Consider the following 26,557-nt stretch of genomic DNA (forward strand, 5'->3'; position numbering starts at 1 on the left):
CATCCTTTATTATTCAATATAATCCAAATTATAGCGTTCACTATTTTTTTTGCAATTTATTAATAGCAGATTGTGATTCATACGGTAATCCTTCTCCAAATTTCTTTTAATCCCCACTGACAAACAACCCCCTCATTTTAATGGACTAGTTATTTAGTATATTAATCTTACCAGGTAAAATCTAGTCCATATATGATTAAGCCTTTAGGGGGACTTGCCCTCATCACACTGATAAACGACTTTTCCACGGCATTTTTGCACCATTTGTGGCACATCACACCAATAAAGACCTTGTACTAGCAGGGAACTGTGCTCTCTCCTAATACCAAAAGTATTGTTCTGGACCTTCCCCAAGCGATGCAACAAGATAGGGTGTTTCTGGCTCAGGTTCATCCCCTGAAATGTCTTCAACCGTAATGGTAAATTGCCATTCATCACCATAATCATATAAGTACAGAAACCGTTGACCTGAATGCATTCCAAGCGTTCCAATGTTGACTTCATCTGCGGTAGGATGGCCGTCATAATCTCCTGGTGCGACAATGCTTTCATTGGACCACTTTCTTCCATCCATAAAGAAACCGTATAGGTGGTCATCATCAAATTGATATGACTTTATAATCACCCTATGTAGATCCTCCATGGTGTGATTGGCTGATAAGACAACTTTCCGCCATATACCTTTGTCAAAAGATACTTTAAACGTATACACACCCTTTACAAAGCCTTTTTCCATTCTTGGTAATGTTTGCTGCAAATCTCTCTTGTTAAAAACTTTCACAAATGCTTGATAAAATGGTTCAGTGCTTCGATCTATCCTATCTTCTTTAATAGAGTCTAAATTATAGATAAATGGCATTGCTGAACCTGGTTGAGGATTTACCTCTCCTCTTTGTCGTCGTAATGAGATATTCCATTTTTCAACATTTCGCTTTTCCATTAAAATCGGAATCATTTTTTTGCCGAATTCTGTTAACGTGATAGATTTGGCAAAATAACAGTTCTTTTTTCCGTATTTATCGATTTTTTCCTGATCCTTTTCGCATACCCAGAATCCAAACCACTCGAAATACAGAAGAAAATAATGCCAATCATAAATAAATCTTGCTAAAAGACCTTGATCATTTAATTGAAAACGATTAGCAGATTTTTCGTCTCTTAATTGCCTCAATATTTCTGGAAGCATATGATGAATTTCCCAATTCCTTTTATTTTGCAAATGTGCCCAGTTCGTATCGACCCAAAAGCTTTCTAATAAAAAGCAATATTTTTCTGTATCCGTTAATGATTGATATAAGTTCCACCGATCGGTTACTTGGATTTTGGGCTTATTCGTATCGAGGGAAACCTTTTCGACTAACCTTCCCCCTAAAGCGAGATAATACAAAAAATGAATATATGGATAATATTCCTGTTGCGAAGATTTTGTAGCATTTTCCGCTTTTATGGATAAGCACTCGTTTATCTCTGGCAGATATTTTTTTGCAATATGCGCATTTAATTTAGTCAAGTTTACAGGACTGTTCGCAATATATTCTAGAAAGCGATTAAAATCCAAAACAAGTTGAATAGGAAACGATTTTCGAGATATATTATTAGATGGCTTTGTACGTATCAATGCTGATATTTTTCTGGAATCTTTTTCAGATTCAATATTCTCTTCAAAATAACTATCAAATGTTAATTGTCCAATTGAATCTTGGTTTCTATTTGAAGGTTTTGCCAATGCCTGAGTTCTCCTCTCTACTATTAATCCCGATATGGAGGGAGGTTAATCGAATTTTTAATTGTGTGTGATTTGTACTTTTACAATTTTTTACATTCCGATTTTACAAGCGAAACTGCTTGGATAGGTTCAATAACTCATCCAGCAGTTTTGTGTTTTATTTTTATTATATTCTCAACTAAAGCACGCTCTTGCTGAACAATCTATTACCCTTTTGTTAGTATAAAACCTGAGTTTAACAAAAAGGTTTCAAACAATAATTTATTATGGCTTAGTTGTCATTAATTTTAGACCAAGACCAATAAAAACAACTCCTGCCACCTTATTCATAACCGTATTAAATATTTCGCTGTCTCTTAAGTTTTTGGTTGCCAATGTTGTACCATAATATTGAAGATTATACACGATTTTGGATGTACTGGTCTAGTATATTTTATTTGCTTATAAAATACACCTTATCCTTCAACTTCGTATTCCACAATAAGCACCAGATAATTAAACATAGGTTAAGCAGCACCTTTAAACAATCCTGTCACTATAATAATACAGGTACGAATCTTTTATTAAAGGATTGCATCCGTTAACATAATACACCAGGTGCAAAAGCAATATTTATTCATATTCTATTTTCGTAATGAACTGAAAAACTGTCGAGGGCTTGATCATCTTCTTGTCCCTAGGAAATTAATTTAGCATACTCTTCAGGACTTAGAACAGATGTATCAACTTCAACATGTATTGTTTGCTATTTATCACAGTGGACAATCCGACCTCAAACTACACTTTCAACTTGCATTTTACAACAATGATATATATAATAAGAAAAAATCAATACCTTAGCAATGAAAAAGGCGTAGTACAATTACCCACTGATTTTAAGAGAACTTGTGGCCGGTGAAAACAAGTATCAAGGTATATTGGAATTGGACTTTGGAGCTAAAAAATTTTAAAATAAAGTGATTCTGCATAAGCAGGATAATCAGGGTGGCACCGCGGTTCATTCGTCCCTTTTCGATGGGATAAATGGGCTTTTTTAATGCGATTTTTTAAAAAATAAAAATATAGATGGAGTGAATCATATGAACACCATATTTTCTGGAATTCAACCAAGCGGAACATTAACAATTGGAAATTATTTAGGAGCAATGCAGCAATTCGTAAAACTACAAGAAGATCATGATTGCTATTTTTGTATCGTTGATGAGCATGCAATAACGGTTCCGCAAGATAGACTAAAATTACGAAATAATATTCGTTCCCTTGCAGCTTTGTACCTTGCAGCTGGAATCGATCCGAATAAGTCTACATTGTTCATTCAGTCTGAAGTATCCGCACATGCGGAATTGGCATGGATGATGCAATCAATCAGTTATATCGGCGAATTAGAACGAATGACCCAATTTAAAGACAAAGCAAATGGAAAAGAAGCGGTATCTGTCGCATTGTTGACATACCCACCTTTAATGGCTGCAGATATTTTATTGTACAATACGAATTTAGTTCCTGTTGGTGAAGATCAAAAACAGCACCTTGAATTAACGCGAAATTTAGCGCAACGCTTTAATAACAAATATAATGACATCTTTACGATTCCGGAGATTAGTGTACCAAAGGTCGGTGCGCGAATCATGTCCTTACAAGAACCAACGAAAAAAATGAGTAAGTCTGATGCAAATGAGAAAGCATTTATTTCAATGTTAGACGAACCGAAGAAAATCGAGAAAAAAATAAAAAGTGCTGTGACCGATTCAGAGGGTATTGTTAAATTCGATAAAGAAAACAAGCCTGGCATCTCTAACTTGTTAACGATTTTAGCAAGCTGCAGAAATGAATCAATTGAAGCCCTTGAAGCATATTACCAAGGTAAAGGATACGGAGAATTTAAACAGGATGTAGCTCAAGCAGTCATTGATGTATTAGCACCTATCCAAGAGCGCTACAATGCATTAATCGAAGCAGACGAATTGGATGATATACTTGATAATGGCGCAGACCAAGCAGCATTAACAGCAAATAAAACTTTAGCAAAAGCGAAGAAAGCAATGGGATTAGGTCGCGTGAAGCGGAAGAAGAAATAATTGATGCCTTCGCGGTCAAGGCGATGTTTACGATTTCGCGCCGATGTTCTTGGTCTCGGGTTGATGTTCTCACTTTCGGGGTTGATGTTCTCGGTCTCGGGTCGATGTTCTCGTTTTCGGGTCGATGTTCTCACTTTCGCGCCGATGTTCTCGGTCTTGGGACGATATTTTCGTTCTCCGGGTCGATATTCTCGCTTTCGGGTTGATGTTCTCACTTTCGCGCCGATGTTCTCGGTCTCGGGACGATATTTTCGTTCCCCGGGTTGATGTTCTCGGTCTCGGGTCGATGTTCTCACTTTCACGCCGATGTTCTTGGTCTCGGGTCGATGTTCTCGCTTTCGGGTCGATGTTCTCGGTCTTGGGACGATATTTTCGTTCTCCGGGTTGATGTTTTCGGTCTCGGGTCGATGTTCTCACTTTCGCGCCGATGTTCTCGGTCTCGGGTCGATGTTCTCACTTTCGCGCCGATGTTCTTGGTCTCGGGACGATATTTTCGTTCTCCGGGTTGATGTTCTCGTTCTCGGGTCGATGTTCTTGGTCTCGGGACGATATTTACGTTCCCCGGGTTGATGTTCTCGGTCTCGGGTCGATGTCTCGTTCTCGGATCGATGTTCTCGGTCTTGGGACGATAATCTCCCCCTGGCACCGTTGCCCACACATATGCACGCATAAACAAAGCCCGGATTAAATTCTAATCCGGGCTTTTATATGCTACCTTAACTTCGAAGTATTTTGCTGTTCCTGATTCTGCTCCAGTTCCCACATTTTTTCTAAGAATGGCTGGCCTTTAATCAATTTTCCACAAAGTTCCTCATGAGCATTGCTCCACCCATACTTCACGCCATTGTATAATGCTTGCCAAACCTTTTCTTCGTCCATATAACGAATGAACGGGTACTTTTTTGGATTCCATTCTGTTAACCAATAGCGTAATTCTTCGAGATTATTTGCCGTATGTAGTTGGTCAAGTGCCATCATGAGTAACTGTTTTAGTTGTCGCTCACGTCTGGTCAATCCATAAATCAATTCTGGCGGCATAGATAACATATGATACTCTTTCTGATACAGATTTTCATCAAATTTAAATGATTGCTTTTTTGTGTTTTCAATCATATCAAAAACTAGCTGCTCCTGCCTTGGGATTAATCTGCTTTTGCGGATGGGAATCTGATAACCAATCGTGTCCAAGGCGATAACATCCGACCCATCGGTAACAATACAAGCATAATCCAATACAGTTCTTTCTTGCCCTTTGCGAATATATGCACGTTTATAAATACAATCAAGCATTGGCTTTGGCAAATCATGCATATCATTTTCAATATAATCGTAAAGTGTTTCATTTATGTACAGCAATGGAACCTGATCCAGTAGCTCGATTCCATCTTCTTTACGCCATTCATGAAAATAACACACATTATAACCATTTTCTTCTCCTTCAAACCAATTCACCCACACATCGTGCAAATACAACATAAACAACCCTCGCTTTTCAACTAACCTTTACCATTTATTATGACCATCCGTTTAGAAAATTATTCTGGGATTTTTATTTCAATGTGTGTTTGGATATCGATAAATTGCAATGGCCATAAGTAGAAAACCTACTGGTAAAAAATAACACTCCGGTCTTCCTGTTAAAAAAATGAGGTAATCTATCCAGCTTAATCCAGCTGGCAAAAAATTGGAATAGGCAATAATGCTAACACCGCCAGAAACCGCTAATCCAAATCCTAATAAAAAGATAAATATAAAGAACATGTCCAACCCCACCCATGCCTGTCCTTCTTTTATTTCATTTTATGCAGTAAAGATTAAATACATGATTAGGGTCGTCCATTTTTAAGTAAATCGTGTTAATAGAAGATATCAAACATCATGGCAATAAAAAAAGGCCAACCAGATAACTGGTTAGCCTCTATCATCGAATTATTTATTCATATTTTTTAAAAATCAAAGCGACATTATGTCCACCAAAACCAAGTGAATTACTCATGACAACATCCACATTCTGTTTACGTGCTTTATTTGGGACATAATCCAAATCACATTCTGGATCTGATGTTTCATAATTGGTTGTTGCTGGGATAACACTATCTTCAATCGACTTCACCGCAATAACCGATTCAATTCCACCTGCAGCACCTAATAAGTGACCTGTCATCGATTTCGTTGATGAAACAGCTACATCACCAGCATGGCCCCCGAATACGCTTTTGATCGCTACGGTTTCATACTTGTCATTAAGCTCTGTACTCGTACCATGTGCATTAATATAATCAACATCTGCTGGAGATAAGTTGGCATCATCCAAGGCTTGTTGCATAGCTCTCGCTGCACCTTCACCATCAAGCGCTGGCGCTGTAATATGGTAAGCATCACCTGTTGCACCATAGCCAACAATTTCACCATAAATACGTGCACCACGTTTTTGTGCTGATTCCAATGTTTCAAGAATTAAAATACCGGAACCTTCGCCCATAACAAATCCGTCACGATTTTTATCAAATGGTCTGCTTGCTGATTGTGGGTCATCGTTTAATGACAATGCTTTCGCTGAACAGAATCCGGCAAAAGCCATGTTTGAAATCGGTGCCTCTGTGCCACCTGCGATCATGTAGTCTGCTCCACCGCGTTGAATGACCTTAAACGCATCGCCAATGGAATTAGCACCAGAAGCACATGCAGTTGTTGAACATGAATTAATTCCTTTTGCACCTAGTTGAATCGAGACTTGACCTGCAGCCATATCAGGGATCATCATCGGTACAAAAAACGGACTGACCCGTCGAGGACCCTTTTCCAAAAACTTCTTATGTTGGTCTTCCCAAGTCTGCATACCGCCAATTCCAGATCCGATCCAAACACCAACACGGTTCGCAATATCTTCATTGATCTCAAGTTTTGCATCTTCTACCGCCATTTTCGCAGCTGCTACAGCATATTGGGTGAATGGATCCATCTTTCTTGCATCTTTTTTATCCATATAGGATGTTGGCTCGAAATCTTTCACCTCAGCAGCTACTTTTGCAGGAAAATCGTCTTTATTAACTTTTGTGACAAAATCAACGCCCGACTTCCCAGCTACAATGTTATCCCATGTTGACTTAACGTCATTGCCTAACGGAGAAACGGCTCCTAATCCAGTTATAACAACTCTTCTTTCCTCCATTTTGGTAATTCCTCCTAATTCTCTTTTACTTATCTAATAACTATTATAATTGATTTTTAGTGTTCAGGAAATTATAAAGCAATAGGCTGTAGTAAAACTTATTCACCACAATAACCACGTCCAGCTCCAGCGCTTTAGGTGTTGCGTCAAATGTTTTTCTGTGGACGAATAATCGCACTTCCAGGACGTCGCGCTCTTAACCTGTAAGGGCGTTTTGCGCTTTTGCTTTTATTTTCCCCAACGTAAAGCTACTGCACCCCATGTTAGGCCTCCACCGAAGCCGACTAAAACAAGTAAATCATTATCTTTTATGTTGCCATTTTTAACAGCTTCTGATAATGCAATTGGGATCGAGGCAGCGGAATTATTTCCATATCTTTTAATTGATGTTGCCATTTTATCTTCGGAAATCCCTAACTTTTCACGGGCCGCGTCCATGATACGGATGTTAGCTTGGTGCGGAATTAGATAGTCAACATCTTCTTTATTGTAACCAATTTTTTCAATCACGTTTACAGCAGATTTCGGCATTTGTCTTACAGCAAACTTGAAGACTTCACGACCATTTTGGATAAGGTGATCATGTTCATCTTGATATAAATACTTGCCGCCAGAGCCATTAGCACCCAACTCAAATGATAAAATGCCTTTTCCTTCAGAAACTTCGCCGACTACAGCAGCACCGGCACCATCACCGAAAAGAACACACGTATTGCGGTCTTCCCAATCCGTAATCTTAGACAGTTTTTCAACGCCAATTACTAAAATATGCTTATATGTTTTTGTATCGATAAATTGTTTTGCCGTAATCAGTCCATACATAAAACCGGAACACGCTGCACTCACATCCATTGCAGCAGCCTGTGTTGCACCCAATCGATCTTGTAAGCGACATGCAACAGATGGAAAAGGTGAATCTGGTGTAACCGTTGCAACCAATATCAAATCAAGCTCTTCTGCCTTCACATTGGCCTCTTCAAGCGCATTTTCAGCAGCAAAATAAGCCATGTCTGATGTATCCGTATCATCATCCGCTATTCGTCGCTCTTCAATACCCGTCCTCGTTCTAATCCATTCATCATTCGTATCAACGATTTTTTCCATATCCTTATTTGTCACGACCTTGGTTGGAACGTAATGACCTGTACCTAGTATACCAACACTCATGTTTCCATCCCCTTATGAACTATTATTAATATCAATTGTTATGACTTGGTACTAATTTTAATGCATATTTTCCCCTGTTGCAAGAGAAAACAAAAACGGACGCTTCATTTTTAGGAAGCAACAAACGCTCACCCTTGTTCATTCGGTAGCAATCCAGTTTCCTTATAGTTCTCGATATCTTCCTCAACTTTTTCTTGAAATTCCTCTGGCACTTCAGGACTAAATTTACCTAATGTAATGACATCATCTTGAAGATCAAACGTTAAAATTTCCCCAGCAAGTTTACCATTATTAAATTTTTCAGCTATTAACTCATATAACATATCAACATGTTGAACCGTACTTGTTAGGACTGCATGTTCATCAATTTGTGATTGATCGGAAACGTAACCAATCGCATAGATTCCATCATTGCTTGCTTGCTTAATCATTTGAGCACTAAATGCATCCCCAGCTGGATAGACGACATCAACATCCTCATTATACATTTTCTCATAACTGTCCAATGCATTTTTTTCATCGTTCCAATCATTAACATAGTCCACATGTACTTCTGCATCGGGGTTTTGATATTTTACCCCTTCATAAAAACCTTCCACCTCTGGCTGCCATTCATATGCTGCAACGATTCCGACATGGTTTGTTTTTGTCATTCGACCAGCAACCATTCCGCTAAAATACCCCATCGCATTCGCATTAAAATTTAAACTTGTTACATTTTCCGCGTAATATCCACCATTAAAATAGACAAATTGGACATCGGGATATGACTCGGATATATCAACAAAATATTTACCGTATGTGCTGCTATGGCCAAAAATCAGATTTACTCCTTTTTGGACAAGCTCATCCACAGCATTAATGACATCTTGTTCTGTCTTAACGCCTTCTTTAAAATAAACATCAACATCAAATTCATCACGAATTGCCAATAGGCCCTTGTACCCTTTTTTCCCCCATGATTGATCATGGATCGAGGTTTCTACCAACATGCCTACGCGCTGAATTTTACCTTCATCAAAATAATGATTGCAACCTGGCAATAGAACAATGATGCCGATTAGGACTAAGATGAATAGTTTTTTCAACATGTGCACTCCTATCCATGAACATTGGTGGGACTATTTTTCCACTATATTAATTGTATCGTTAATCCTATCTATCGTAAATATTATCCATCATTACATTTATATTACAGAACAAAAGCGCAAGCGCCCGGTTAGCAACGTACGGACTGGACTGAGCCGTAGGAGATAAAGGAAACACGGTGAGCGAATGCGAAACGATGTTGACTTATCGTACGGAGGTGAGGGAAGTCTCGCTAGTCGCTGGGCGCTGGAGCTGGACGCAGTTCATCATGCCGAAAGCAAATTAGAGCCAAATTTTTTACTTTCTTACTTTAGCTGTTACGATTCGTACAAGTCATGAAACCTATCGTAATGTTCTAGCACCTTTTTTACATTCTCCTCTATAGGGCTTACGTCACGCGGATAGATAGCTTTTTCCAGTTCTTTTTCTGCCCTTGTCTTATTGTTCGCTGATTTTATTTCAATGAATGAAGGGAAGTGATTCGTTTGAATTAATTGCGCCAAGCAGTTGATAAAGTCTTCAATATAAACACCATTGTCTAAAAAATCAGCAGAGTCAAAAGGTATAAATTTATTTTGAGCATACATTCCCTTTTCATTCATCGGCATCCATTCACCAAAAAGCAATGGTAGTTTGATAATTGTTGTTCGCGACGGAAGTTTTTTATCTGGGAGACCCCAGCAAAGATGAATAGTTCTGTCTGCCTGTACAGCTGATTGTGACTCATGTGAACCATTTATGATCAACATGTCATATGCCTTCTTCTGAACAGTTTCTGGTGTTACCAACGAAAATAAATCATTGCGCCCAACGAGCATCGATAAATTCTCTTGTTTACTTGTTTCAATTTCGTCAAAACCATCCACTTTGAAATCATGTTCAATTAAATAATTTACAATATGGAAACCAATCCATTGAAAACAATTTGTGACAAATAATGACATTACCATCATCCTTCCTACGATTTACTACTATATTATTCTATATGTAAAAGAAATACTTTTATTTTTTGAATCAATTTGGTAATATTAATGAAGAATGTAAAAAATGAGGTGTTACAAATGCGGTTTATTTGGACGTTTGTTTGGGCATTGTTAATTAGTTGTGTTATTTCTTATATCTTAACTAGTATGGCTAGCGCTCCTTTCAATTTCATTCATGCACTTATCCTTGCAGTTATTTTCACAGTAGCTATTCTACTCTTGGGAGAAGGCATATTAAAAGGTGAAAAAGAGGAACACGAATACAGCTAATCTGCTAGCTTTACACATAAACCCTTGCCAACAAGGAAATGGCAAGGGTTTTCGTATGAAAGATACTATTTAAACCGTTTTGCCTAATACCATGGCAATATACTTAACGCGGTTAATGCTGCCAAAGGTAATACAAGGCGTCTAAATCGCCTTGGACGGCCGTATCCAGGACCATATCCGGCACCATACCCAGGACCATAACCGCCTGGATACCCATATCCCTGGTACCCATAACCGAATTGCCGTTCATGATAGTTTGGCATGTTTGGCTGTGTATGTTGTTCATGCTGTTCTAACGGAAGTGCTAAATAAACGTACTCATCGTCCAACCCAGTTACAATACCGTCAACTTTAGTACCATCAACCATCTCAGCAAGCACGTAAGAATGCATATGTTCCTTGCATAATTCGTATATATGATGATAATTGTTTTTCATTTTCTTCAACCTCCTCACCAACTAGACTATTCATTAGCCTATAAGATGGTGACTTAAATCAAAAAGCAATACGTAGAAAAATACAATATTATAGGAGGCATTTTCATGGATGGCATTACAGAATTTTGGTTACTAATTAAGTACACAGTATTAGGCCTTTTTCAAGGAATCACCGAACCAATCCCGATATCATCAAGTGGTCATTTAGTAATTTTACGGGAATTGTTTGGCTTAGAGATCAAGGGGCTTTCCTTTGAAATACTTGTAAACTTTGGTTCGCTTATTGCCGTGTTGGTCGTTTATCGGAAAGATATTATTCGTTTAATTGATCATTTCTTTCGGTTTATTTTCACCAGAGATGCAGCAGCAAAAAAAGATTTCCAATTTGTTATGTATCTGGTTGTTGCAACGATTCCAACCGGTATTATCGGGCTGTTGTTAGAAGATTACATTAGCAGTAAACTAAGTACTGTTGCTGTTGTTGGTATAACATTGCTTATCACAGGTGTTGCACTTTGGATCATTCGCAATTTGCGTGGTAATAAAAACGATGGCGATTTAACGGTAAAAGACGCTGTCATTGTTGGACTAGCACAATCTGTTGCCTTGGTTCCTGGGATTAGCCGGTCTGGTGCAACTATTGTCGCAGCAATGCTCCTTGGAATGAAACAAGAAACTGCATTACGATTTTCGTTCCTGCTATATATCCCGGTAAGTCTCGGCATAACTGTTATGTCTGTTGGCGACATTGTGAATGACAACAACTTTGACGCATTAATGATACCGTATCTATTAGCCTTTATGGCATCAATTATCGCATCCTATTTTGCATTAAAATGGTTTATCAATATTATGAGGCAAGGCAATTTAAAATACTTCGCCTTTTATTGCTTTATTGTTGGGATACTTGTTATTATATTTCTTTAAAAAGAAGATTTCTAAGCAGTGGGTTTCAAACTACTGCTTTTTTCTTGACCATTCTATACCGATATACTTAAATGAAGGTATATGTGCAATTATCCCTTAAAAAGGTGGGTTTCAAGCATGAAGAACACATACATCAAGCCAAACATATCTGATGAATTAAAAGGACTTTTAGATTCTGTTGACTACATTAAGCCAATCAAAAAAGGTAGCTTTTTATTTTCTGAGGGGGAAAGCGCTGAGGAGTTATACATTATCCAATCGGGAACAATCCAAATTGGTAAGCTATCACCTGATGGACGAGAGCTCACACTGCGGATTTGCGACAAAGGTGATATTGTTGGAGAACTTTCATTATACGATGATGTAAAATATATATTGAATGCGAAAGTATTAGCAGACGGTGAAGTCGCTGTTATAAAAAAATCCCATCTAGAAAATGAATTGGTAAATAACGGCAGCCTTGCAATTGAATTCATGAAAGTAATGAATCAGGCTTTCCGTCGTGATCAAACAAGGTTTCGTGATCTTGTTCTAAACGGAAAAAAAGGAGCGCTATTTTCCACATTAATTCGACTGTCTAATAGTTATGGCAAGAAACAAGATAACGGCAGTATTTATATTGATATGGTATTAACAAATCAGGAACTGGCTAATTTTTGTGGGACATCCCGTGAAAGTGTTAACCGATTGTTAAATGAGCTGAAGCGAAGTACCATTATTTCAATGGAAAAAGGACACATTATTATTCATAACTTACAATATTTAAAGGACGAGATAAACTGTGAAAACTGTCCGGTCGTATTGTGCAGCATCCATTAACAAGTTCATAAAATCACAAAGCTTCTAGTGATATCCTAGAAGCTTCTTTACATTACTTTTTCACTTTTCTTCTTCCACGCATCACTTTCGGAATATATACACAATATGGTTCTGATTCCATATAATCCCCTGTAACACTATATGCTCTGGACCTTGAACCTCCGCAAACAAAGCGGAATTCACAGACTCCGCATTTTCCTTTATAGTTATCAGGATTCCGTAGATTTTTAAATATCTCCGATTCCCGGTAAATCGTTGCCAATGGTGTTGTTCTAACATTGCCAGCTTTTATAGGTAACAAACCACTCGGGTACACGTCACCAGTATGGGAAATGAACACAAATCCATTCCCGTCATTTACCCCTTTTGGTGCGCGACCTAGACCATCAATTTGCCCGGTTTTTCCAGTCATTAATGCATCCTCATAAAAAATCTGGTCGACATCGCTTCGCCCTTTATGTTCACGCATTTTACCTTGGATAACGACTCGACGGTAATGCTGTGCCGCTGTTGTCTTAATATCAAAAGATACACGTTTAGATAAGTTGTACAACCATCTTAGTGTTCGCTCATGTTCTGCTGGCGAGATCATATCCGATTCCTTTCCACGTCCTGTTGGAACAAGGAAAAATACACTCCAAAGCACACAACCTAACCGTTCAACCATTTCCGCAAGCTTGTCTAGATAATCAACGTTGTAACGTGAAATAACAGTATTAATTTGCAATGGCATCTCCAATTCATGCAAATAACGGATGGCATTCATTGTTAAATCGAACGAACCGGATGTGCCACGAAAATGATCATGAACTTCCGCACAGTGCCCATCAATACTAAAGGCCCAACGTGCTAACCCAACATCTTTCGCCTTCCGCATCGCTTCTTTTGTCACACTAGGGGTTGCGGATGGTGTCATTGATACTCGAACACCTTTTTTTACAGCGTATTCCGCAATTTCAAAAACATCCGGACGTTCTAATGGATCCCCACCAGTAAAGACAAGCATTGGATTATTCATTTCATAGATATCATCGATTAGTTTTCTCCCTTCATCCAATGTTAGTTCTCCTGGATGCCGATGATATTGAGCTTCAGCACGACAATGTAAACACTTTAATGCACAAGCACGTGTTAATTCCCATATGACAATAAAGGGGTTTTCATTATAATCTTGTGAATACATGGTACCATCTCCTTATACGATAACTTAGCACTATTACAATACTATCTTTCAACTGCGCGGGATGTGATGATATTCACATGTATACGTCTTTACTCCGTTTAAAAGACTCCTGAATAGCTCAGAAGTCTTTCATAAATAAAAATCATTTTTTCCCGATTGCTACCCGCCAAAGTGATGGTCCTTCTTCCGTGTATTCCCATGTAAAGGTGTCTTCCCCTCGTTCAATCATTAACTGATAGTGTAGTGGTTTTGGATTATGATCATTGGAAAGCTCCATATATTCACCTGACTTTAGACTATCAAATACTTCAAAAATCTTCGGGTGGCGGTGTCTTGGATCAATATCTGGCGCATAAATTTTTGTTGTGTATTCCATTTTGTTACCTCCTGTTTTTTACCGTATTTTCTGGATCATCTCTATCATAAAGTCTTGCCGATTCATACGTTGTGAGGATAAACACCCTTCAACTATGATTTTTATCACGCTATCATATTCTGTTCACATATAATTCGCTAGAACGTGATAGAATGAAGATGAATCATGTTAGTAAGCCTTTTGTACTAACGATTTACCAATGGAAAGGAGAATAATCATGAACAGCCAATCCGTCCGAGAGCTTCTGCAAAAAGTCCCATTGTTCAAAGATTTAACCGAATATGAGATGGAGCCTATTGTGGATCTAGCGAAATCACGTATGTATCGACACGGGACACACATTTTCATGCAGGGCGACCCATTAACAAATGTCTATTTTATTCGCCAGGGAAAAGTCAAAATATATAAGACAGATTTCCATGGGAAGGAGCAAATCGTCAATGTTCTTCAGCCGGATGATATGTTTCCACATCAGGGCTTTTTCCGAAAAGATAGTTATCCGGCACATGCAGAAGTACTGGAGGATGCTATTCTGATCTATATTCCAATTCACTCCTTTGAAGACTTTCTCATTACGCATCCGGAAATTTGTATAAAATTATTCCGAGTTCTTGGTGACAAAATTGTTGATTTACAAAATAGATTAGAAGAAAAAATTTTGCATAATACATATGAGCAAATAATTATGCTCTTATTGCGTCTTGCCCGACATTACGGAAAAGAGATAAAGGACAATCAGACACGGATAAATACACATTTTACGAACCGGGAACTTGCCAATATGATCGGATCCAGCCGAGAAACAGTTAGTCGCACACTAACACAATTGAAAAAACAACAATTAATAACGACAGATAAAGGTGGTTATTTTATTCTGCAAGCTAACAAGTTGGAAGATGAATTGTTTTAACATGAACAAGGTACCTCGGATTATCTTCGGGGTGCCTTGTTTTTTTGTTAGTTGAAAGATTTTCTATCCAACTACTCCCTATAATGCTTCATGTATTGCTTCCCCTCCCCCTGCTGCTATTACTGTGACACAAATCACTACTTTTCTAATTGAAAATGATTATCATAAAAATAGAGGCAAACAGAAGCAGTTTCTGTAAATTTGAATGAGGTGATTTTTAGTGGATACAAATGAGGTTATCGAATTAGACGTTCGGGAAGATTTGCGTTTGAAGAAAGAACCTTTTGATAAAATCATGGGAACGGTAAAGCAATTGCAGAAAGGACAATCTTTTATTTTACATGCGCCATTTAATCCAGTTCCATTGCATGCAGTTTTAAAGCGAAGAGGCTTTGAACATGAAGTGGAAAAAGTGGAGAAAAAGCATTTTAAAGTTACCTATACCAAAAAGGAGGCAAAGGAAAAATGATTATTGATAATCGCGGGCTAGAACCACCACAACCAATGATGCGCACATTAAAAGCGTTGGACAAAATGAAAAGCGGACAATCCTTATCCATTATAAATGACCGTCGTCCCATGTTTTTATATGAAGAATTGAACGATCGCGGCTATCTGCATGAAACAGAAGCCCTAGATGATGGAAGCTTCAAAATTACGATAACAAAGACTGGTGATTAACGTATGATGCCCGGTATGAGCATGAAATCAGACACTAATATAAAACTACCGCTCGCTTTTATTCTGTATGCATTGGTAGCCTTAGTTGCCGCACAAGTTATTCTTTTATTCCATAATGACCTATTATTAGCGGGGCATTTCCGGATTCCGGATATTTGGATGGGAGCGCATTTTCTTCTGTTAGGATATGCCGTCATGATTGCGATGGGAGCTATGTACCAACTTGTTCCTGTCGCCTTCTTAACACCGATTTGGAATCAAACATTTGGCTATATACAATTTATTTTTACTGCCGTTGGGATAACGATGTTTGCAATACTACTTGGAGTAAAGCCGGATAGTGCAATTTACGGAGGAATCCTCGCCATTATCGGCATTATCATGTTTATCATCCAAATGACAAAAACAATTGATAAACAGCAGAAGAAAAATATGATGACCCTTTTTGTTTCTGGTGCAATTATATGTTTCTTTTTAACAATTGCTGCTGGATTTTTGCTAGCGTGGAATATTGCCTTTGGAGGGGTTGGTAGCTATAACACGATCTTACATTCACACATTGTTCTAGGTGTGGCGGGATGGTTTACACTGTTGATTTTTGGATTTTCTTATAAACTTGTCCCAATGTTCAGTTTGTCGCATGGATTTTCCATGAAATGGGCTAAACCTGCATTTTTCACCTATATTGTTGGATTAATCGTTTTGATCGGATCATTTTGGATTGAAAATTCACTTATAACTGGGTTAGGTTGGTTATTACTGCTAGCTGGATTTAGCTTCTTTTTCCTTGATATTCGAGAAATCCTGGCAAAGCGAATCAAGAAGAAATTGGATCGCCCATTTTCGTTTTCAATTTTGGCCATTCATATCGGATTGGGTATCCATGTAGCAGCCTTTATCTTATTTCTTTTTGGTGTAAACGACCAATTGATTTGGAGTTGGTTAATTTTCCTTTATGTGATGGGCTGGATCATTTTCAGTATTTTAGGGTATCTGTATAAAATTGTCCCATTCCTTTGGTGGACACACAAATACTCAGATAGGATCGGTAAAGAGGAAGTCCCAACACTAAAAGAGATGATTAATGAAAAATTAGCGGTTGTCTTATTTATCCTATTTATCATTAGTGTAGTCGGACTGCTAATCGGTGGGTTATTACAAATTGGTGTAATTGTACTCATTTTTCAAAGTCTACTCACCGTAACATCACTATTTTACACACTGTCAATTATCCGTGTTCTGCTCGTTTAATTGATGAAAGGAGATTATTATTATGTCACTTTTAACAAAAGTTGGTGCATCATTATTTGAAGTTATTGATCCGGAACTTGGTGTTAATATTATGGACTTGGGACTAATTTACGGTATTGTTTTAGATGACGATGATAATGTCAAGATAAACATGACACTTACAACTCCAGGCTGTCCCATGCATGACAGTATTGCTAAAGGTGTAAAATATCGTGTCAGTCAAATTGAAGGTGTCGGCGAAATCGACGTTAATCTGGTGTGGGAACCCGCCTGGTCACCTGATAAAATGAGCGATAAAGCAAAAGAAATGCTTGGCTTTAGATGATAAAAGGTTAGGCTGTTAAAAGAGAGTGTTTATGAAAACCCAATTAGTTCATGAAACACTCTCTATTGCTGTTTTATATTTCATTTAAAAACAAAACCATATCAACTTCATCAACATATAAATCATTTATTTTCAAAGCCTCTTTTTCAACCCCATAGACTGTAAATCCACATTGCGTATAAAGGGTCTTTGCGGCTTCATTATTCGAGACAACCGTTAATTGCAATTGTTCTATTCCTAATTCTTTAGCTTTGTTAATGGTTTCCGTCAATAGAGCCCTGCCGATTCCCATACCACGGGCATCGGGTGATACGTACATAGCTAATAGATGTGCTTTATGTTTCGTTTTCTTGAACGTTTCAAGTTGCAATGTTACAGTACCTACAAGTTTTTCCTTTTTAAATGCCCCAAAATGAATACTATTTTTATGTTTAAGTTTAGTGGCTGTTTCATGAATAGGATCTTTCTTACTCATTTCCTCTTCATATGTGGTCACAAATGCCTCCGGACTGTCTAATAAAGCCTCTACGCGTAAACTTCTGTACGATTGTGCATCAGCAACATTCAACGTTCTGATATCCATCTGGTTTCCATCCTTCCCGTCAAAATCAGCCGCCACTTACCGGTGGAATAAACGCCACCACATCACCACTGGAAATCTTGGCATCCTCTGTTGCATATTCCTCATTAATGGCAACCATTGCATTGTCGATTGTATCAAGTTCATAAGTTTTTAACAGCTTCTCCTTCAGCTCTTTCACTGTAGTGATATTGGCTTCAACAGAGATTTTCTCCTTGCCAACCACTTCCTGCAACTCGGCAAAAAATAATACATCAATCATTGCGCATTTCCTCCTCACTAGGCAATCTGTCTTGATAAGATATCTGTTCTTTCTGATCACCCATCCACTTTGTCCCATCTTCCCAATGTTCTTTTTTCCAAATCGGCACAATTTCTTTGATTCGTTCAATTGCATACCTGCTTGCTTCAAAGGAATCATTTCGATGTGGGGTTGAGACAGCGATTGCGACAGCGATATCCGATATTTCCAATCGACCAATTCGATGTACGATAGCCGTTTTAGCATCAGGCCATTTTTCGTCAATTTCTGCACCAATTTGCGCAAGCTTCTTCTCTGCCATTGCAACATACGCCTGGTACTCTAAATATAACGTTCGCTTGCCTTTCGTAAACTCACGAACGGTTCCAATAAAGGTATTAATTGCCCCGGCCTCAGCACGAACAACTTTGGTGATACAATCATTTAACTGGATTGGTTGATCGGTAATCCAAAAGTTTCTTTCCATCCTTACACCTTCAGTCTAGTATGTATTCAGCTAGTTGGTTTAAATATGATTCCATTTTGGTAATTGGGAATATTGGATATTTCACATTTTCCAGTAAGTTCTCATCCCATGAACCTACTGCGATTATATTGGAAAGCTCGTTTAATAGCGATTCATCTTCTTTTCCTTTTACTAAAACAATTTTAGGGAAGTCAGCTGTTTTAAATCCTTCTATAAATAAAATATCAATCGCCATTCGTTCATATAAACGGAAAACTTCTTCTATTTTAATATTGCTAAAGATCAATTGTGTTGTTGTTTCCCCTTGCACACCACTCATGTAGGAACCTGCAGTATAGTGTTGGTGGCTATCGGTTGTCTTCACCACGTCTGGCTCCCCACCATGTCCATGATGTTTAAATGAACCAACTTTTTTATTTTGATTGGAAAAATAACGAATAAGCTCGTTCATAACCGTTGTTTTACCGGAATTTTTATAACCGACAATTTGGCATATTTTCATGTGTTTCCCTCATTTTAAAAAAACTAAAAAAGGCCGATCCATTACAATGAATCAACCTCATTAAAAAATCTTGATCAATCTGGAATACCTAACGCGATTTTAGCATAACGTGACATTTTATCTTTGCCCCAAGGTGGATTCCATACGATGTTAACATCTATTTCTTTTATTTCTGGAATATCTGAAAGTGCACGTTTTATGTCAGCTTCGATATGTGCTGAAAGTGGACAGCCCATAGCTGTAAGTGTCATCGTAACGGTGCAAAGACCAGCATCATCCAAGTCCACACCATAAATAAGACCAAGATTGACAATATCAATGCCTAGTTCAGGGTCAATAACGTTTTCAAGTGCGCCTAGTATATTATCTTGTAACGCTTCCTCCATGCCTATACCTCCCTAACTATTTCATACTTATATTTAAACATATTTTCCGGTATTTTAAAATGATTTACCTCACACTTTGACCGCTTTACAAATGTTTATCAAACCATTTTACTGTTTCTAAGATCGCATAGCGGCTCACCTTGTGATCGCGATTTGCCTCCTTAAGAAAACAAATATTTTCTTGATTGGTATACTGATGTTTTATGTCGTCATAGAATGTGTAGGAATGATCGAACGGAACAACAGAATCATTTTCCCCATGCCAAAATAATAATGGTCGGCCAGCAAGTTTCTCCGGTTGCTCAGATAAATCATACGCCTTAATTTCTTCATATAATTGATCAATCTCTTCATCTGTTACCGGTAAATTTCCCATGCGCTTAAAACTGTTCACCAATGTTTTGGCATAAGTAGTGATCTTTGGTGAACCCATTAAAACTGCAGCCGCTTTTATCCACGGATACTGGGTTAATGCAGCCGAAGTAGTTATCCCGCCCATGCTTGTTCCTGCAATCCCAATGCGTCCATCTAACAAAAGCCCTTCCTGATCAAGTACATCCCTGATTTCTTTTAATTCCTTTACATTTCGCATGACGATGTCCCAAAATGAGATCTGCTTTTTTATTGTTGAAATCTCGATTTCACGCTCGCCATGGTATTCGCTGTCTGGTAATACAACACGATATCCTTTCTCAGCTAACAAATAAGCCAATGGCAAATTATGTTCCTTTGCACTTGTGAAACCATGGAAATATGTAACAACAGGTAACGCCTTTTTCTCTTTTTCTGAATCAACGACAACTAATGCCGGAATTGTCTTAAATTCTTTATGATAAATCCCAATCATGTTAAAAGATCCTCTCGTAAAAAATAATGTATAATTTATCATAGTATTAATTCCCAGCTTTTTGCAACTAATACTGTATAATAGCTTGGGTATACTTTGAAAAGTCTTCTAAATGATCATCCAGTATTTTTTGTAAAATAGTTAGGTTAATTTCTTGATAATCATGAACGGCAATGTTTCTAAAACCGACCATTGCTTTCATTTTTTGGGCAATAGATGAAGTAATAACACCTTCTGTCTGTATAAAGGACATCTCTATTGTTTTTTGAGGTCCTAATTGAACATTTCACACATCTATCATCTTCCCCTTTACTTTCTTGAGATTCGCTTATACACTTAAGGGGAATACGAGGTGAATTCGATGGAAAATAAACGGCATTTAATTGCTCTGGATTTAGATGGTACGCTATTGACAGACAAAAAAGAAATCAGTCCACGTACAAAACAAACAGTAGTAAAAGCAATCGAAGAAGGTCATGTTGTTGTCATTTCAACAGGAAGACCACACAGAGCAAGCATTAATTATTACAATGAACTTGGGTTGAATACCCCGATGGTCAATTTTAATGGTGCACTTATCCATCATCCATACGATGATAAATGGGATGCTTTACACAATCCAATGTCAAAAAGAACGGCACTTAAAATTGTTGATGCCAGTTATCAAATTGGCGTAAACAATATTTTGGCCGAAGTACAGGACAATATTTATCTTGATAAATATGATGAAGAAATTCTGGAAATATTTCATACAACCCAAAATGATCCACCATTTACCATTGGGAGTTTAAAAAATGAATTGAAAGATGATCCAACTTCATTACTAATTCATCCAAAGAAGGACCACATTCAGGAATTAAGAAAGCATTTAGATGACTACCACGCAGAATTAATTGAACACCGCAAATGGGGCGCACCATGGAATATAATTGAAATTGTAAAAAAAGGCATGAACAAAGCAATTGGCCTGCAAAAGGTTGCGAATTATTATAATATCCCTCAAGATCAAATTATTGCATTCGGTGATGAAGACAATGATTTTGAAATGATTGAATATGCGGGTGTTGGTGTTGCGATGGGAAATGCGATTGATGAACTAAAATCACTTGCAAATCATGTGACAGATACAAATGAGCAAGATGGTATTGGTACATTTTTGGAAAATTACTTACACCTTGAAGTAAAAGCTATCTAATTTTACCGGCATTTACCTTCAATATTTAAAAGGGATCCATCCATACTATAAATGAACGTAAATCACGTTCACTTATTTTGTTGGGAGGAATCATCATGGGGAAGCGAAGCAAGTCAAAACGATTTACTCAACAGGGTTCTGATTCAGTAAAAAAACACGCTGAACGATTTCCTTACAGATCGCGTTTTTCAGATGTGGAACGGAAACAAGAAGAAGCCGACAATCATACAGTAGGAGGGTTTTAATTGGAAAATAATTTTTTTCAACAAGCAAAATCCGCTGTAAATCGCTTAACCAATGCTCAAGGTAATCCAAGTGCTCAAGATAAACAAGCTGCACAAAATGCTATCCAACAAGCATATTCAAATTCTACCGCAGAAGAGCAGCAGCATTTGCAACAGCTTGAGCAAACACTAAAACAAAAAAACCAACTGAGTTAACCTCCGTCAAACAAAGAACAAAAGCGCAAGCGCCCGTTAAGCGACGTACGGGCTGGACTGAGCCGTAGGAGATAAAGGAAACACGGTAAGCGGAAGCGAACCGATGTTGACTTATCGTACGGAGGAGAGGGAAGTCTCGCTAGTCGCTGGGCGCTGGAGCTGGACGTGGCTCATCCTGTCAAGAACAAATCGTAGCCAAAATTTTATTTTCTTATCTTTTAAATAAGCTTGACATAGTCAATAACTAATTCATTAACAACGATGAAACAGTATCGCTATGCTAAGCTGTTCCCCCGTCAATATGGCGGGGGATTTTAATTGTAATTCCTTTCTTACCAGAACCATTTCTGCTAATATGTATATAAGTAGGTAAATTTAGGAGGGATTGCAAAATGGGATTACGAGCTGAAGCTACACCAAACCCAAACGCATTAAAATTTTCAACTGATAAATTAATTTTTGAAGGAACTGCTAGCATTTCTGTCATGCCTGGGGATACAAGTGAACATGCAATACTTAATGATTTAATGGAATTGGAAGGCGTTGATAACGTATTCGGTTACCAAAATTTCATTACCGTCAATAAACAATTTGACGCTGAATGGGACGACCTCCAGCCAAAAGTAGAAAACGTATTTGAAAAACACGGTTACTCGAATTAAATAGCACATGTTAAAAGACAGCACAAGGCTGTCTTTTATTTTTCCACAACATCAACTGGTATATAATTTGGATTAACCATTTCTCCCGCTTCATTTTTCACATAAAACGTAAATAGTGGGATTTCTTCCTTTGTTTCGGCATCTTTGGGTTGTTCGATTTCCAGCTCGAAGGTCCCCCAGCCGCTTTCATCTGTATCCAACTTCACTTTTGTTTCATCGACAACAACTTCTTCTCCATATTTTAACGTGAAATAAAACACATCATTGCTTGCTGTTGCATTTCCTTTCACAAGGATTTTTCCATCTGGTGTCGTTATATCGATATTATTAAATTGTACTGAAACGGCTTCCTCATCTGTTGTAGTTACTTCATTGTCAGCTTTTGGTTCTGGTTTCGTTTCCTGCTCATCCTGACCACTACATCCTGCCAATAGAAACGTTGCAACAAAAAGAAATACGTATTTTTTCATCGTTCATTTCCCCTAACCTATCGTTAATTATCTCGTCTAAAGAATCCGAAAATACCTGTTGTCTGAACAATATTTGTAAATGCGTTCGGATCAATTTCCGAAATGATTTTTTCCAAATCATATAATTCATAACGCGTTATGACAAGATAAAGCATATTTTTATCTTCATTTGTATAAGCACCTTTTGCAGGTAAAATGGTAATTCCCCGCACCATTTTATTGTGAATTGCCCGGTGCAGTTCATCCGCTTTTCGGGTGATGACCATCGCTGTAATTTTTTCATGGCGGGTATGAATAGCATCGATCACTCGTGTCGTTACATAGAGCGTCACCATTGTGTAAAGCGCATTTTCCGGTTCATAGAGTACGCCAGCCAACGCAATAATGATAGCATTTAACAAGAGGAAATAAGTTCCAATTGGTCTATCCTTCATGCGCGAAAGTACCATTGCAACAATATCCATACCACCTGTTGACGCACCTAATTTCAAGGTAATCCCGACACCCACCCCTGCGATGACACCGCCAAATACTGCGTTCAAAATGATATCTTCTGATAAATGAATAACCGGTAGTATCTCAAGGAATAGCGTCGTAAAAACAACCGAAATAGCACTATAAATGGTAAAGCCCTTCCCAACTTTGATCCACCCTAAAATGGCAACTGGAATATTTAGTAAAAACAGTAACACACCAGTACTGATTCCTATACCAAGAAAGTCATTAAACACACTTGATATAAGCTGCGCAGCCCCAGTGAACCCGCTGGCATAAACATTTGCGCCAATGAGAAAGAAATTTAGTGATATTGCCCCTAACAAAGAACCAAAAATAACAATTAAAATACGTTTAGCCTCAAATAAAAACATAAGTACCTCCCTCTTAAGCTGTTGGCTATTATTCCATTTTTAAAATAATAAAGAAATATACTTTGACTAACCACCATGATAGCTATAAACTAAAAGAAAGAAAAGTTTATTATAGAATGCAGGTGATAGAAATGAATGTTAAGATTCTTGCCGATTCAGCATGTGATCTATCAGAACAATATTATAACGAATTTGACATTGAAATGGTATCATTAACCGTTCAATTAAACGAAAAAGAATACAAAGATGGAAAAGAAATTTCGCCAAAAACTATTTATGATGCCATGCGTCAGGGAAAAAGCCCAAAAACATCACAAGTTTCTCCACAATCCTTTAAAACAATTTTTACATCGTATACAGAAGCAAATCAACCCTTAATTTATTTTGCATTCTCCTCTGAATTATCTGGTACATATCAAGCAGCAAAGATGATCGAACAAGAGATTAAAGAGGAAAATCCCGATGCACCCATCCATGTTATCGATACAAAATGCGCATCAATTGGTTATGGTCTAGTTGTACTACGAGCAGCACAATTAGCAAAAAATGGGGCAAGCACAGAGGAAATTTTAGCAACTGGCGAATATGTCGCAGCACATATGGAACATATTTTTACTGTGGATGATCTAGAATACCTTTACCGCGGCGGTCGGGTCAGCAAAACAGCTGCGTTCGTTGGTTCCTTATTAAAAATCAAACCAATCCTACATGTAGATGACGGTAAATTAATTCCTCTCGAAAAAATTCGAGGATCCAAAAAATTACTTGGACGGATCATCGAAATTATGGAGAAACGTGGTACAGACTTAGAAAATCAAGTCATTGGTATTAGTCATGGGGATGATTTAGAAAGGGCTGAAAAGCTGGCCGACATGATTAAACAGAAGTTCAATCCGAAAGATGTCATTATTGAGATGGTCGGATCTGTCATTGGGGCACACTCCGGACCAGGTACAATCGCATTGTTCTTCTTGAATGAAAACGATAAATAACCCGTTTAATCAGAGGCTGTCCGTTTGGGCGGCCTCTACTTTTTTAAAAGATTTTGTAAAAAAGCCACTCCCCCTCCACCTAATAATTTCTAAATTCGACATAAATATGTTATATTTTTTTGACATTAAGCGGATAACTATTGCAACTTCCTGCCTATTCTAGGATGATAGAAGGAGTTAACTTACAGGAGGCGAGAGCGGAATGCCACGACTCTTTGTTCACTTTACATTTCTTTTATTTTTATTAACGGCTTTATCAGGGTTATGGATGCGATTCTTTCCGCTTTATCCAAAGATGGGCCTAGCATATACAAATGTTATGCATGGGCATTCCCATTTAGCCATATTAGGTTGGGCATTTTTAGGGATACTTATTATATTTTTAACGCTTTTTTGGAAATCTATTAGGCAGAAGAAACAAGCAATTTGCCTAACCATCACACTTTTTATAACATCTTTTTTAATGTTTATTGCATTCCTTTACCAGGGTTATGGATTGTATTCGATTATTATGTCCAGCCTGCACATACTTACAGAGTATTGGGCGGCTATTTTTATTTATCGGCATATTCAATCATGTAAGGATCTTTCTAAAACAGGAGTATTATTTATCAAGGGATCCTTATTTGCATTAATCATCTCATCAATTGGTCCTTTTTCACTTGGATTTATTGCTGCAAACGGGTTGAGGAATAGCCAGATATTTGATATGGCCATATACTTTTATTTGCATTTTCAATACAATGGTTGGCTTTATTTATTTTTAATCGGTGCATTTATTTTCTTATTGCATCGTAAACGAATTCCATTTAATCATTCCATGTTACAAGCTGGATTCTGGTTTTATTTTCTCTCCTTATTCCCAGGGTATTTCTTATCGATTCTTTGGGTTGATTTAGGAAGTTATAGTAATGTCCTTGCGACAATTGGTAGCATTGGTCAATGGATCGGTGTCATTTGTGTCATTATTGCCTTTAAAGGAATCTGGGTGCATTTATACAAAAAGTTCCATGAGGGCACCATCATATGCCTTTGGATAACATTTTTCTTGTTGGTTGTAAAAAGCACAATGGAGCTTGGGCTAATTTCACCAATAATGGCAAATCTTGTCTATGAAACGAGAAGTATTATTATTGGCTACTTGCATTTTACATTATTAGGTTTTGTCAGTGTTTTTATATTGACGCAATTTCAATTAAACAATATTATCAACATCCGAAATAAAATCACACAAGCAGGGCTGCTGTTCTTCTTTATTGGCTTTCTGCTAAATGAATTCTTTTTATTTGGAGATGGGTTAGCTCGCTGGTGTGGATTTGGCACGATGCCGTATATTTCACAGGGGTTGTTGGGTGCAAGCGTCCTGTTATTTCTAGGCATTTTAGTTATTTGGGCCTCTACTATATTTCAAAAAAAACATCATGATGCATAAAATGATCCGCCCCATCATATATTTTTAGAACCAATGATTATTAGGACAAGTTGTTTTTAA

Annotated in this window: 36 protein-coding genes and 1 other annotated feature; of the genes, 15 read left to right on the forward strand and 21 right to left on the reverse strand. The window is 37.7% G+C overall.

Going from position 1 to position 26,557, the window contains the following annotated elements:
- Positions 1 to 319: 319 nt before the first annotated feature.
- A complete protein-coding gene (locus tag C8270_RS17200; RefSeq protein ID WP_106498014.1) occupies positions 320 to 1,726 on the reverse strand; it encodes a plasmid pRiA4b ORF-3 family protein in 1,407 nt (468 codons plus the stop codon).
- An 833-nt stretch (positions 1,727 to 2,559) separates the two neighbouring features.
- Positions 2,560 to 2,738 (forward strand) — a binding site (T-box leader).
- A gap of 67 nt (positions 2,739 to 2,805) precedes the next feature.
- On the opposite strand from C8270_RS17200, the gene trpS reads away from it, so the two are divergent.
- Positions 2,806 to 3,804: a tryptophan--tRNA ligase gene (gene trpS / locus C8270_RS17205; protein ID WP_106498015.1), complete on the forward strand. Its 999-nt coding sequence runs from the start codon at positions 2,806 to 2,808 to the stop codon at positions 3,802 to 3,804.
- Between the two features lie 69 nt (positions 3,805 to 3,873).
- On the opposite strand, the gene C8270_RS20110 is transcribed toward trpS, so the two are convergent.
- The 8 genes from C8270_RS20110 to C8270_RS17235 form a co-directional block, all read right to left on the reverse strand.
- The gene (locus tag C8270_RS20110) at positions 3,874 to 4,221 is read right to left on the reverse strand and encodes a hypothetical protein (RefSeq protein ID WP_158701759.1); all 348 of its coding nucleotides are present in this window, start codon (positions 4,219 to 4,221) and stop codon (positions 3,874 to 3,876) included.
- Entirely contained in the window at positions 4,218 to 4,460 is a 243-nt protein-coding gene (locus tag C8270_RS20115) for a hypothetical protein (protein ID WP_158701760.1), read from the reverse strand. Before C8270_RS20115 ends, C8270_RS20110 begins: the two co-directional genes overlap by 4 nt.
- Positions 4,461 to 4,515: 55 nt before the next feature.
- Positions 4,516 to 5,280 (reverse strand): YjbA family protein, encoded by a 765-nt coding sequence (locus C8270_RS17210; RefSeq protein ID WP_106498016.1) that lies wholly within the window; start codon positions 5,278 to 5,280, stop codon positions 4,516 to 4,518.
- Between the two features lie 78 nt (positions 5,281 to 5,358).
- Positions 5,359 to 5,565 (reverse strand): hypothetical protein, encoded by a 207-nt coding sequence (locus C8270_RS17215; protein ID WP_106498017.1) that lies wholly within the window; start codon positions 5,563 to 5,565, stop codon positions 5,359 to 5,361.
- Between the two features lie 172 nt (positions 5,566 to 5,737).
- Positions 5,738 to 6,976, reverse strand: a complete 1,239-nt coding sequence (gene fabF / locus C8270_RS17220) for a beta-ketoacyl-ACP synthase II (RefSeq protein ID WP_106498018.1) — start codon at positions 6,974 to 6,976, stop codon at positions 5,738 to 5,740.
- Between the two features lie 228 nt (positions 6,977 to 7,204).
- A complete protein-coding gene (locus tag C8270_RS17225; protein WP_106498019.1) occupies positions 7,205 to 8,143 on the reverse strand; it encodes a beta-ketoacyl-ACP synthase III in 939 nt (312 codons plus the stop codon).
- A 128-nt stretch (positions 8,144 to 8,271) separates the two neighbouring features.
- Positions 8,272 to 9,234, reverse strand: a complete 963-nt coding sequence (locus C8270_RS17230) for a BMP family ABC transporter substrate-binding protein (RefSeq protein WP_106498020.1) — start codon at positions 9,232 to 9,234, stop codon at positions 8,272 to 8,274.
- A 315-nt stretch (positions 9,235 to 9,549) separates the two neighbouring features.
- Positions 9,550 to 10,176, reverse strand: a complete 627-nt coding sequence (locus C8270_RS17235; RefSeq protein WP_106498021.1) for a hypothetical protein — start codon at positions 10,174 to 10,176, stop codon at positions 9,550 to 9,552.
- An 87-nt stretch (positions 10,177 to 10,263) separates the two neighbouring features.
- Here C8270_RS17235 and C8270_RS17240 point away from each other — a divergent pair, with 87 nt between their 5' ends.
- The gene (locus C8270_RS17240) at positions 10,264 to 10,485 is read left to right on the forward strand and encodes a YjzD family protein (RefSeq protein ID WP_234028585.1); all 222 of its coding nucleotides are present in this window, start codon (positions 10,264 to 10,266) and stop codon (positions 10,483 to 10,485) included.
- A gap of 83 nt (positions 10,486 to 10,568) precedes the next feature.
- Here C8270_RS17240 and C8270_RS17245 read toward each other — a convergent pair whose 3' ends face one another.
- Positions 10,569 to 10,922 (reverse strand): hypothetical protein, encoded by a 354-nt coding sequence (locus C8270_RS17245; protein WP_106498023.1) that lies wholly within the window; start codon positions 10,920 to 10,922, stop codon positions 10,569 to 10,571.
- Positions 10,923 to 11,036: 114 nt separating this feature from the next.
- Here C8270_RS17245 and C8270_RS17250 point away from each other — a divergent pair, with 114 nt between their 5' ends.
- Together C8270_RS17250 and C8270_RS17255 are read left to right on the forward strand one after the other, a co-directional pair.
- Positions 11,037 to 11,849 (forward strand): undecaprenyl-diphosphate phosphatase, encoded by an 813-nt coding sequence (locus C8270_RS17250; protein ID WP_158701797.1) that lies wholly within the window; start codon positions 11,037 to 11,039, stop codon positions 11,847 to 11,849.
- Between the two features lie 117 nt (positions 11,850 to 11,966).
- Positions 11,967 to 12,668 (forward strand): Crp/Fnr family transcriptional regulator, encoded by a 702-nt coding sequence (locus C8270_RS17255; protein ID WP_106498025.1) that lies wholly within the window; start codon positions 11,967 to 11,969, stop codon positions 12,666 to 12,668.
- Positions 12,669 to 12,720: 52 nt separating this feature from the next.
- On the opposite strand, the gene C8270_RS17260 is transcribed toward C8270_RS17255, so the two are convergent.
- Both C8270_RS17260 and C8270_RS17265 read right to left on the reverse strand, forming a co-directional pair.
- Positions 12,721 to 13,851 (reverse strand): TIGR04053 family radical SAM/SPASM domain-containing protein, encoded by a 1,131-nt coding sequence (locus C8270_RS17260; protein WP_106498026.1) that lies wholly within the window; start codon positions 13,849 to 13,851, stop codon positions 12,721 to 12,723.
- A 142-nt stretch (positions 13,852 to 13,993) separates the two neighbouring features.
- Positions 13,994 to 14,227, reverse strand: a complete 234-nt coding sequence (locus C8270_RS17265) for a DUF2249 domain-containing protein (RefSeq protein WP_106498027.1) — start codon at positions 14,225 to 14,227, stop codon at positions 13,994 to 13,996.
- Between the two features lie 217 nt (positions 14,228 to 14,444).
- On the opposite strand from C8270_RS17265, the gene C8270_RS17270 reads away from it, so the two are divergent.
- From C8270_RS17270 to C8270_RS17290, 5 genes are all read left to right on the forward strand, one after another.
- A complete protein-coding gene (locus tag C8270_RS17270; protein WP_106498028.1) occupies positions 14,445 to 15,137 on the forward strand; it encodes a Crp/Fnr family transcriptional regulator in 693 nt (230 codons plus the stop codon).
- 220 nt (positions 15,138 to 15,357) lie between these two features.
- Positions 15,358 to 15,606 carry a DUF2249 domain-containing protein gene (locus tag C8270_RS17275; protein WP_106498029.1) on the forward strand — a complete coding sequence of 83 codons (249 nt, stop codon included), beginning with the start codon at positions 15,358 to 15,360 and terminating at the stop codon, positions 15,604 to 15,606.
- Positions 15,603 to 15,818: a DUF2249 domain-containing protein gene (locus C8270_RS17280; RefSeq protein WP_106498030.1), complete on the forward strand. Its 216-nt coding sequence runs from the start codon at positions 15,603 to 15,605 to the stop codon at positions 15,816 to 15,818. Before C8270_RS17275 ends, C8270_RS17280 begins: the two co-directional genes overlap by 4 nt.
- 15 nt (positions 15,819 to 15,833) lie before the next feature.
- Positions 15,834 to 17,069, forward strand: a complete 1,236-nt coding sequence (locus C8270_RS17285) for a hypothetical protein (protein ID WP_234028586.1) — start codon at positions 15,834 to 15,836, stop codon at positions 17,067 to 17,069.
- A 22-nt stretch (positions 17,070 to 17,091) separates the two neighbouring features.
- Positions 17,092 to 17,394, forward strand: a complete 303-nt coding sequence (locus C8270_RS17290; RefSeq protein ID WP_106498032.1) for a metal-sulfur cluster assembly factor — start codon at positions 17,092 to 17,094, stop codon at positions 17,392 to 17,394.
- Between the two features lie 73 nt (positions 17,395 to 17,467).
- On the opposite strand, the gene C8270_RS17295 is transcribed toward C8270_RS17290, so the two are convergent.
- The 7 genes from C8270_RS17295 to hepT form a co-directional block, all read right to left on the reverse strand.
- Positions 17,468 to 17,977 (reverse strand): GNAT family N-acetyltransferase, encoded by a 510-nt coding sequence (locus C8270_RS17295; protein WP_106498033.1) that lies wholly within the window; start codon positions 17,975 to 17,977, stop codon positions 17,468 to 17,470.
- A 25-nt stretch (positions 17,978 to 18,002) separates the two neighbouring features.
- Positions 18,003 to 18,236: a molybdopterin converting factor subunit 1 gene (gene moaD / locus C8270_RS17300; RefSeq protein ID WP_106498034.1), complete on the reverse strand. Its 234-nt coding sequence runs from the start codon at positions 18,234 to 18,236 to the stop codon at positions 18,003 to 18,005.
- The gene (locus tag C8270_RS17305) at positions 18,229 to 18,702 is read right to left on the reverse strand and encodes a molybdenum cofactor biosynthesis protein MoaE (protein WP_106498035.1); all 474 of its coding nucleotides are present in this window, start codon (positions 18,700 to 18,702) and stop codon (positions 18,229 to 18,231) included. Before C8270_RS17305 ends, moaD begins: the two co-directional genes overlap by 8 nt.
- 10 nt (positions 18,703 to 18,712) lie before the next feature.
- The gene (gene mobB / locus C8270_RS17310) at positions 18,713 to 19,204 is read right to left on the reverse strand and encodes a molybdopterin-guanine dinucleotide biosynthesis protein B (RefSeq protein ID WP_106498036.1); all 492 of its coding nucleotides are present in this window, start codon (positions 19,202 to 19,204) and stop codon (positions 18,713 to 18,715) included.
- Between the two features lie 74 nt (positions 19,205 to 19,278).
- Positions 19,279 to 19,590, reverse strand: coding sequence for a metal-sulfur cluster assembly factor (locus tag C8270_RS17315; protein WP_106498037.1), 312 nt, complete (start codon positions 19,588 to 19,590; stop codon positions 19,279 to 19,281).
- Between the two features lie 85 nt (positions 19,591 to 19,675).
- A complete protein-coding gene (gene yjfP / locus C8270_RS17320) occupies positions 19,676 to 20,437 on the reverse strand; it encodes an esterase (RefSeq protein WP_106498038.1) in 762 nt (253 codons plus the stop codon).
- Positions 20,438 to 20,504: 67 nt separating this feature from the next.
- Positions 20,505 to 20,690, reverse strand: coding sequence for a type VII toxin-antitoxin system HepT family RNase toxin (hepT, locus tag C8270_RS17325; RefSeq protein ID WP_106498039.1), 186 nt, complete (start codon positions 20,688 to 20,690; stop codon positions 20,505 to 20,507).
- A 108-nt stretch (positions 20,691 to 20,798) separates the two neighbouring features.
- Here hepT and C8270_RS17330 point away from each other — a divergent pair, with 108 nt between their 5' ends.
- The 4 genes from C8270_RS17330 to C8270_RS17340 all read left to right on the forward strand — a co-directional run bounded on the left by C8270_RS17330 (position 20,799) and on the right by C8270_RS17340 (position 22,734).
- Positions 20,799 to 21,632 (forward strand): Cof-type HAD-IIB family hydrolase, encoded by an 834-nt coding sequence (locus C8270_RS17330; RefSeq protein ID WP_106498584.1) that lies wholly within the window; start codon positions 20,799 to 20,801, stop codon positions 21,630 to 21,632.
- A gap of 95 nt (positions 21,633 to 21,727) precedes the next feature.
- On the forward strand, positions 21,728 to 21,877 hold the full coding sequence (locus C8270_RS20320) for a hypothetical protein (protein ID WP_199794697.1): 150 nt from the start codon (positions 21,728 to 21,730) through the stop codon (positions 21,875 to 21,877).
- Positions 21,878 to 22,072, forward strand: coding sequence for a DUF3813 family protein (locus C8270_RS17335; protein WP_106498040.1), 195 nt, complete (start codon positions 21,878 to 21,880; stop codon positions 22,070 to 22,072).
- A gap of 392 nt (positions 22,073 to 22,464) precedes the next feature.
- Positions 22,465 to 22,734: a NifU N-terminal domain-containing protein gene (locus C8270_RS17340; protein WP_106498041.1), complete on the forward strand. Its 270-nt coding sequence runs from the start codon at positions 22,465 to 22,467 to the stop codon at positions 22,732 to 22,734.
- Between the two features lie 35 nt (positions 22,735 to 22,769).
- Here C8270_RS17340 and C8270_RS17345 read toward each other — a convergent pair whose 3' ends face one another.
- On the reverse strand, positions 22,770 to 23,204 hold the full coding sequence (locus C8270_RS17345) for a lipoprotein (RefSeq protein ID WP_106498042.1): 435 nt from the start codon (positions 23,202 to 23,204) through the stop codon (positions 22,770 to 22,772).
- Between the two features lie 23 nt (positions 23,205 to 23,227).
- Entirely contained in the window at positions 23,228 to 24,073 is an 846-nt protein-coding gene (locus C8270_RS17350; RefSeq protein ID WP_106498043.1) for a YitT family protein, read from the reverse strand.
- Positions 24,074 to 24,204: 131 nt separating this feature from the next.
- Here C8270_RS17350 and C8270_RS17355 point away from each other — a divergent pair, with 131 nt between their 5' ends.
- Positions 24,205 to 25,065: a DegV family protein gene (locus C8270_RS17355; RefSeq protein ID WP_106498044.1), complete on the forward strand. Its 861-nt coding sequence runs from the start codon at positions 24,205 to 24,207 to the stop codon at positions 25,063 to 25,065.
- Positions 25,066 to 25,267: 202 nt separating this feature from the next.
- Positions 25,268 to 26,497, forward strand: a complete 1,230-nt coding sequence (locus C8270_RS17360; RefSeq protein ID WP_106498045.1) for a hypothetical protein — start codon at positions 25,268 to 25,270, stop codon at positions 26,495 to 26,497.
- Positions 26,498 to 26,557 lie beyond the last annotated feature (60 nt).

It is taken from the genome of Lentibacillus sp. Marseille-P4043 (assembly GCF_900258515.1).
Lineage (GTDB): Bacteria > Bacillota > Bacilli > Bacillales > Amphibacillaceae > Lentibacillus_C.

Excerpts from the sequence above, each read along its gene's own strand:
- mobB (WP_106498036.1), bottom strand. The coding sequence starts at position 19,204 with ATGAAAATATGCCAAATTGTCGGTTATAAAAATTCCGGTAAAACAACG.
- C8270_RS17215 (WP_106498017.1), bottom strand. The coding sequence starts at position 5,565 with ATGTTCTTTATATTTATCTTTTTATTAGGATTTGGATTAGCGGTTTCT.
- C8270_RS20320 (WP_199794697.1), top strand. The coding sequence starts at position 21,728 with ATGGGGAAGCGAAGCAAGTCAAAACGATTTACTCAACAGGGTTCTGAT.
- C8270_RS17315 (WP_106498037.1), bottom strand. The coding sequence starts at position 19,590 with ATGGAGGAAGCGTTACAAGATAATATACTAGGCGCACTTGAAAACGTT.
- C8270_RS17280 (WP_106498030.1), top strand. The coding sequence starts at position 15,603 with ATGATTATTGATAATCGCGGGCTAGAACCACCACAACCAATGATGCGC.
- hepT (WP_106498039.1), bottom strand. The coding sequence starts at position 20,690 with ATGTCCTTTATACAGACAGAAGGTGTTATTACTTCATCTATTGCCCAA.
- C8270_RS17270 (WP_106498028.1), top strand. The coding sequence starts at position 14,445 with ATGAACAGCCAATCCGTCCGAGAGCTTCTGCAAAAAGTCCCATTGTTC.
- fabF (WP_106498018.1), bottom strand. The coding sequence starts at position 6,976 with ATGGAGGAAAGAAGAGTTGTTATAACTGGATTAGGAGCCGTTTCTCCG.
- moaD (WP_106498034.1), bottom strand. The coding sequence starts at position 18,236 with ATGATTGATGTATTATTTTTTGCCGAGTTGCAGGAAGTGGTTGGCAAG.
- C8270_RS17330 (WP_106498584.1), top strand. The coding sequence starts at position 20,799 with ATGGAAAATAAACGGCATTTAATTGCTCTGGATTTAGATGGTACGCTA.
- C8270_RS17210 (WP_106498016.1), bottom strand. The coding sequence starts at position 5,280 with ATGTTGTATTTGCACGATGTGTGGGTGAATTGGTTTGAAGGAGAAGAA.
- C8270_RS17360 (WP_106498045.1), top strand. The coding sequence starts at position 25,268 with ATGCCACGACTCTTTGTTCACTTTACATTTCTTTTATTTTTATTAACG.
- C8270_RS17245 (WP_106498023.1), bottom strand. The coding sequence starts at position 10,922 with ATGAAAAACAATTATCATCATATATACGAATTATGCAAGGAACATATG.
- C8270_RS17290 (WP_106498032.1), top strand. The coding sequence starts at position 17,092 with ATGTCACTTTTAACAAAAGTTGGTGCATCATTATTTGAAGTTATTGAT.
- C8270_RS17305 (WP_106498035.1), bottom strand. The coding sequence starts at position 18,702 with ATGGAAAGAAACTTTTGGATTACCGATCAACCAATCCAGTTAAATGAT.
- C8270_RS17355 (WP_106498044.1), top strand. The coding sequence starts at position 24,205 with ATGAATGTTAAGATTCTTGCCGATTCAGCATGTGATCTATCAGAACAA.
- C8270_RS17255 (WP_106498025.1), top strand. The coding sequence starts at position 11,967 with ATGAAGAACACATACATCAAGCCAAACATATCTGATGAATTAAAAGGA.
- C8270_RS17225 (WP_106498019.1), bottom strand. The coding sequence starts at position 8,143 with ATGAGTGTTGGTATACTAGGTACAGGTCATTACGTTCCAACCAAGGTC.
- yjfP (WP_106498038.1), bottom strand. The coding sequence starts at position 20,437 with ATGATTGGGATTTATCATAAAGAATTTAAGACAATTCCGGCATTAGTT.
- C8270_RS17340 (WP_106498041.1), top strand. The coding sequence starts at position 22,465 with ATGGGATTACGAGCTGAAGCTACACCAAACCCAAACGCATTAAAATTT.
- C8270_RS17230 (WP_106498020.1), bottom strand. The coding sequence starts at position 9,234 with ATGTTGAAAAAACTATTCATCTTAGTCCTAATCGGCATCATTGTTCTA.
- trpS (WP_106498015.1), top strand. The coding sequence starts at position 2,806 with ATGAACACCATATTTTCTGGAATTCAACCAAGCGGAACATTAACAATT.
- C8270_RS17235 (WP_106498021.1), bottom strand. The coding sequence starts at position 10,176 with ATGTCATTATTTGTCACAAATTGTTTTCAATGGATTGGTTTCCATATT.
- C8270_RS17285 (WP_234028586.1), top strand. The coding sequence starts at position 15,834 with ATGAGCATGAAATCAGACACTAATATAAAACTACCGCTCGCTTTTATT.
- C8270_RS17240 (WP_234028585.1), top strand. The coding sequence starts at position 10,264 with ATGAAGAATGTAAAAAATGAGGTGTTACAAATGCGGTTTATTTGGACG.
- C8270_RS17265 (WP_106498027.1), bottom strand. The coding sequence starts at position 14,227 with ATGGAATACACAACAAAAATTTATGCGCCAGATATTGATCCAAGACAC.
- C8270_RS17260 (WP_106498026.1), bottom strand. The coding sequence starts at position 13,851 with ATGTATTCACAAGATTATAATGAAAACCCCTTTATTGTCATATGGGAA.
- C8270_RS17295 (WP_106498033.1), bottom strand. The coding sequence starts at position 17,977 with ATGGATATCAGAACGTTGAATGTTGCTGATGCACAATCGTACAGAAGT.
- C8270_RS17350 (WP_106498043.1), bottom strand. The coding sequence starts at position 24,073 with ATGTTTTTATTTGAGGCTAAACGTATTTTAATTGTTATTTTTGGTTCT.
- C8270_RS17345 (WP_106498042.1), bottom strand. The coding sequence starts at position 23,204 with ATGAAAAAATACGTATTTCTTTTTGTTGCAACGTTTCTATTGGCAGGA.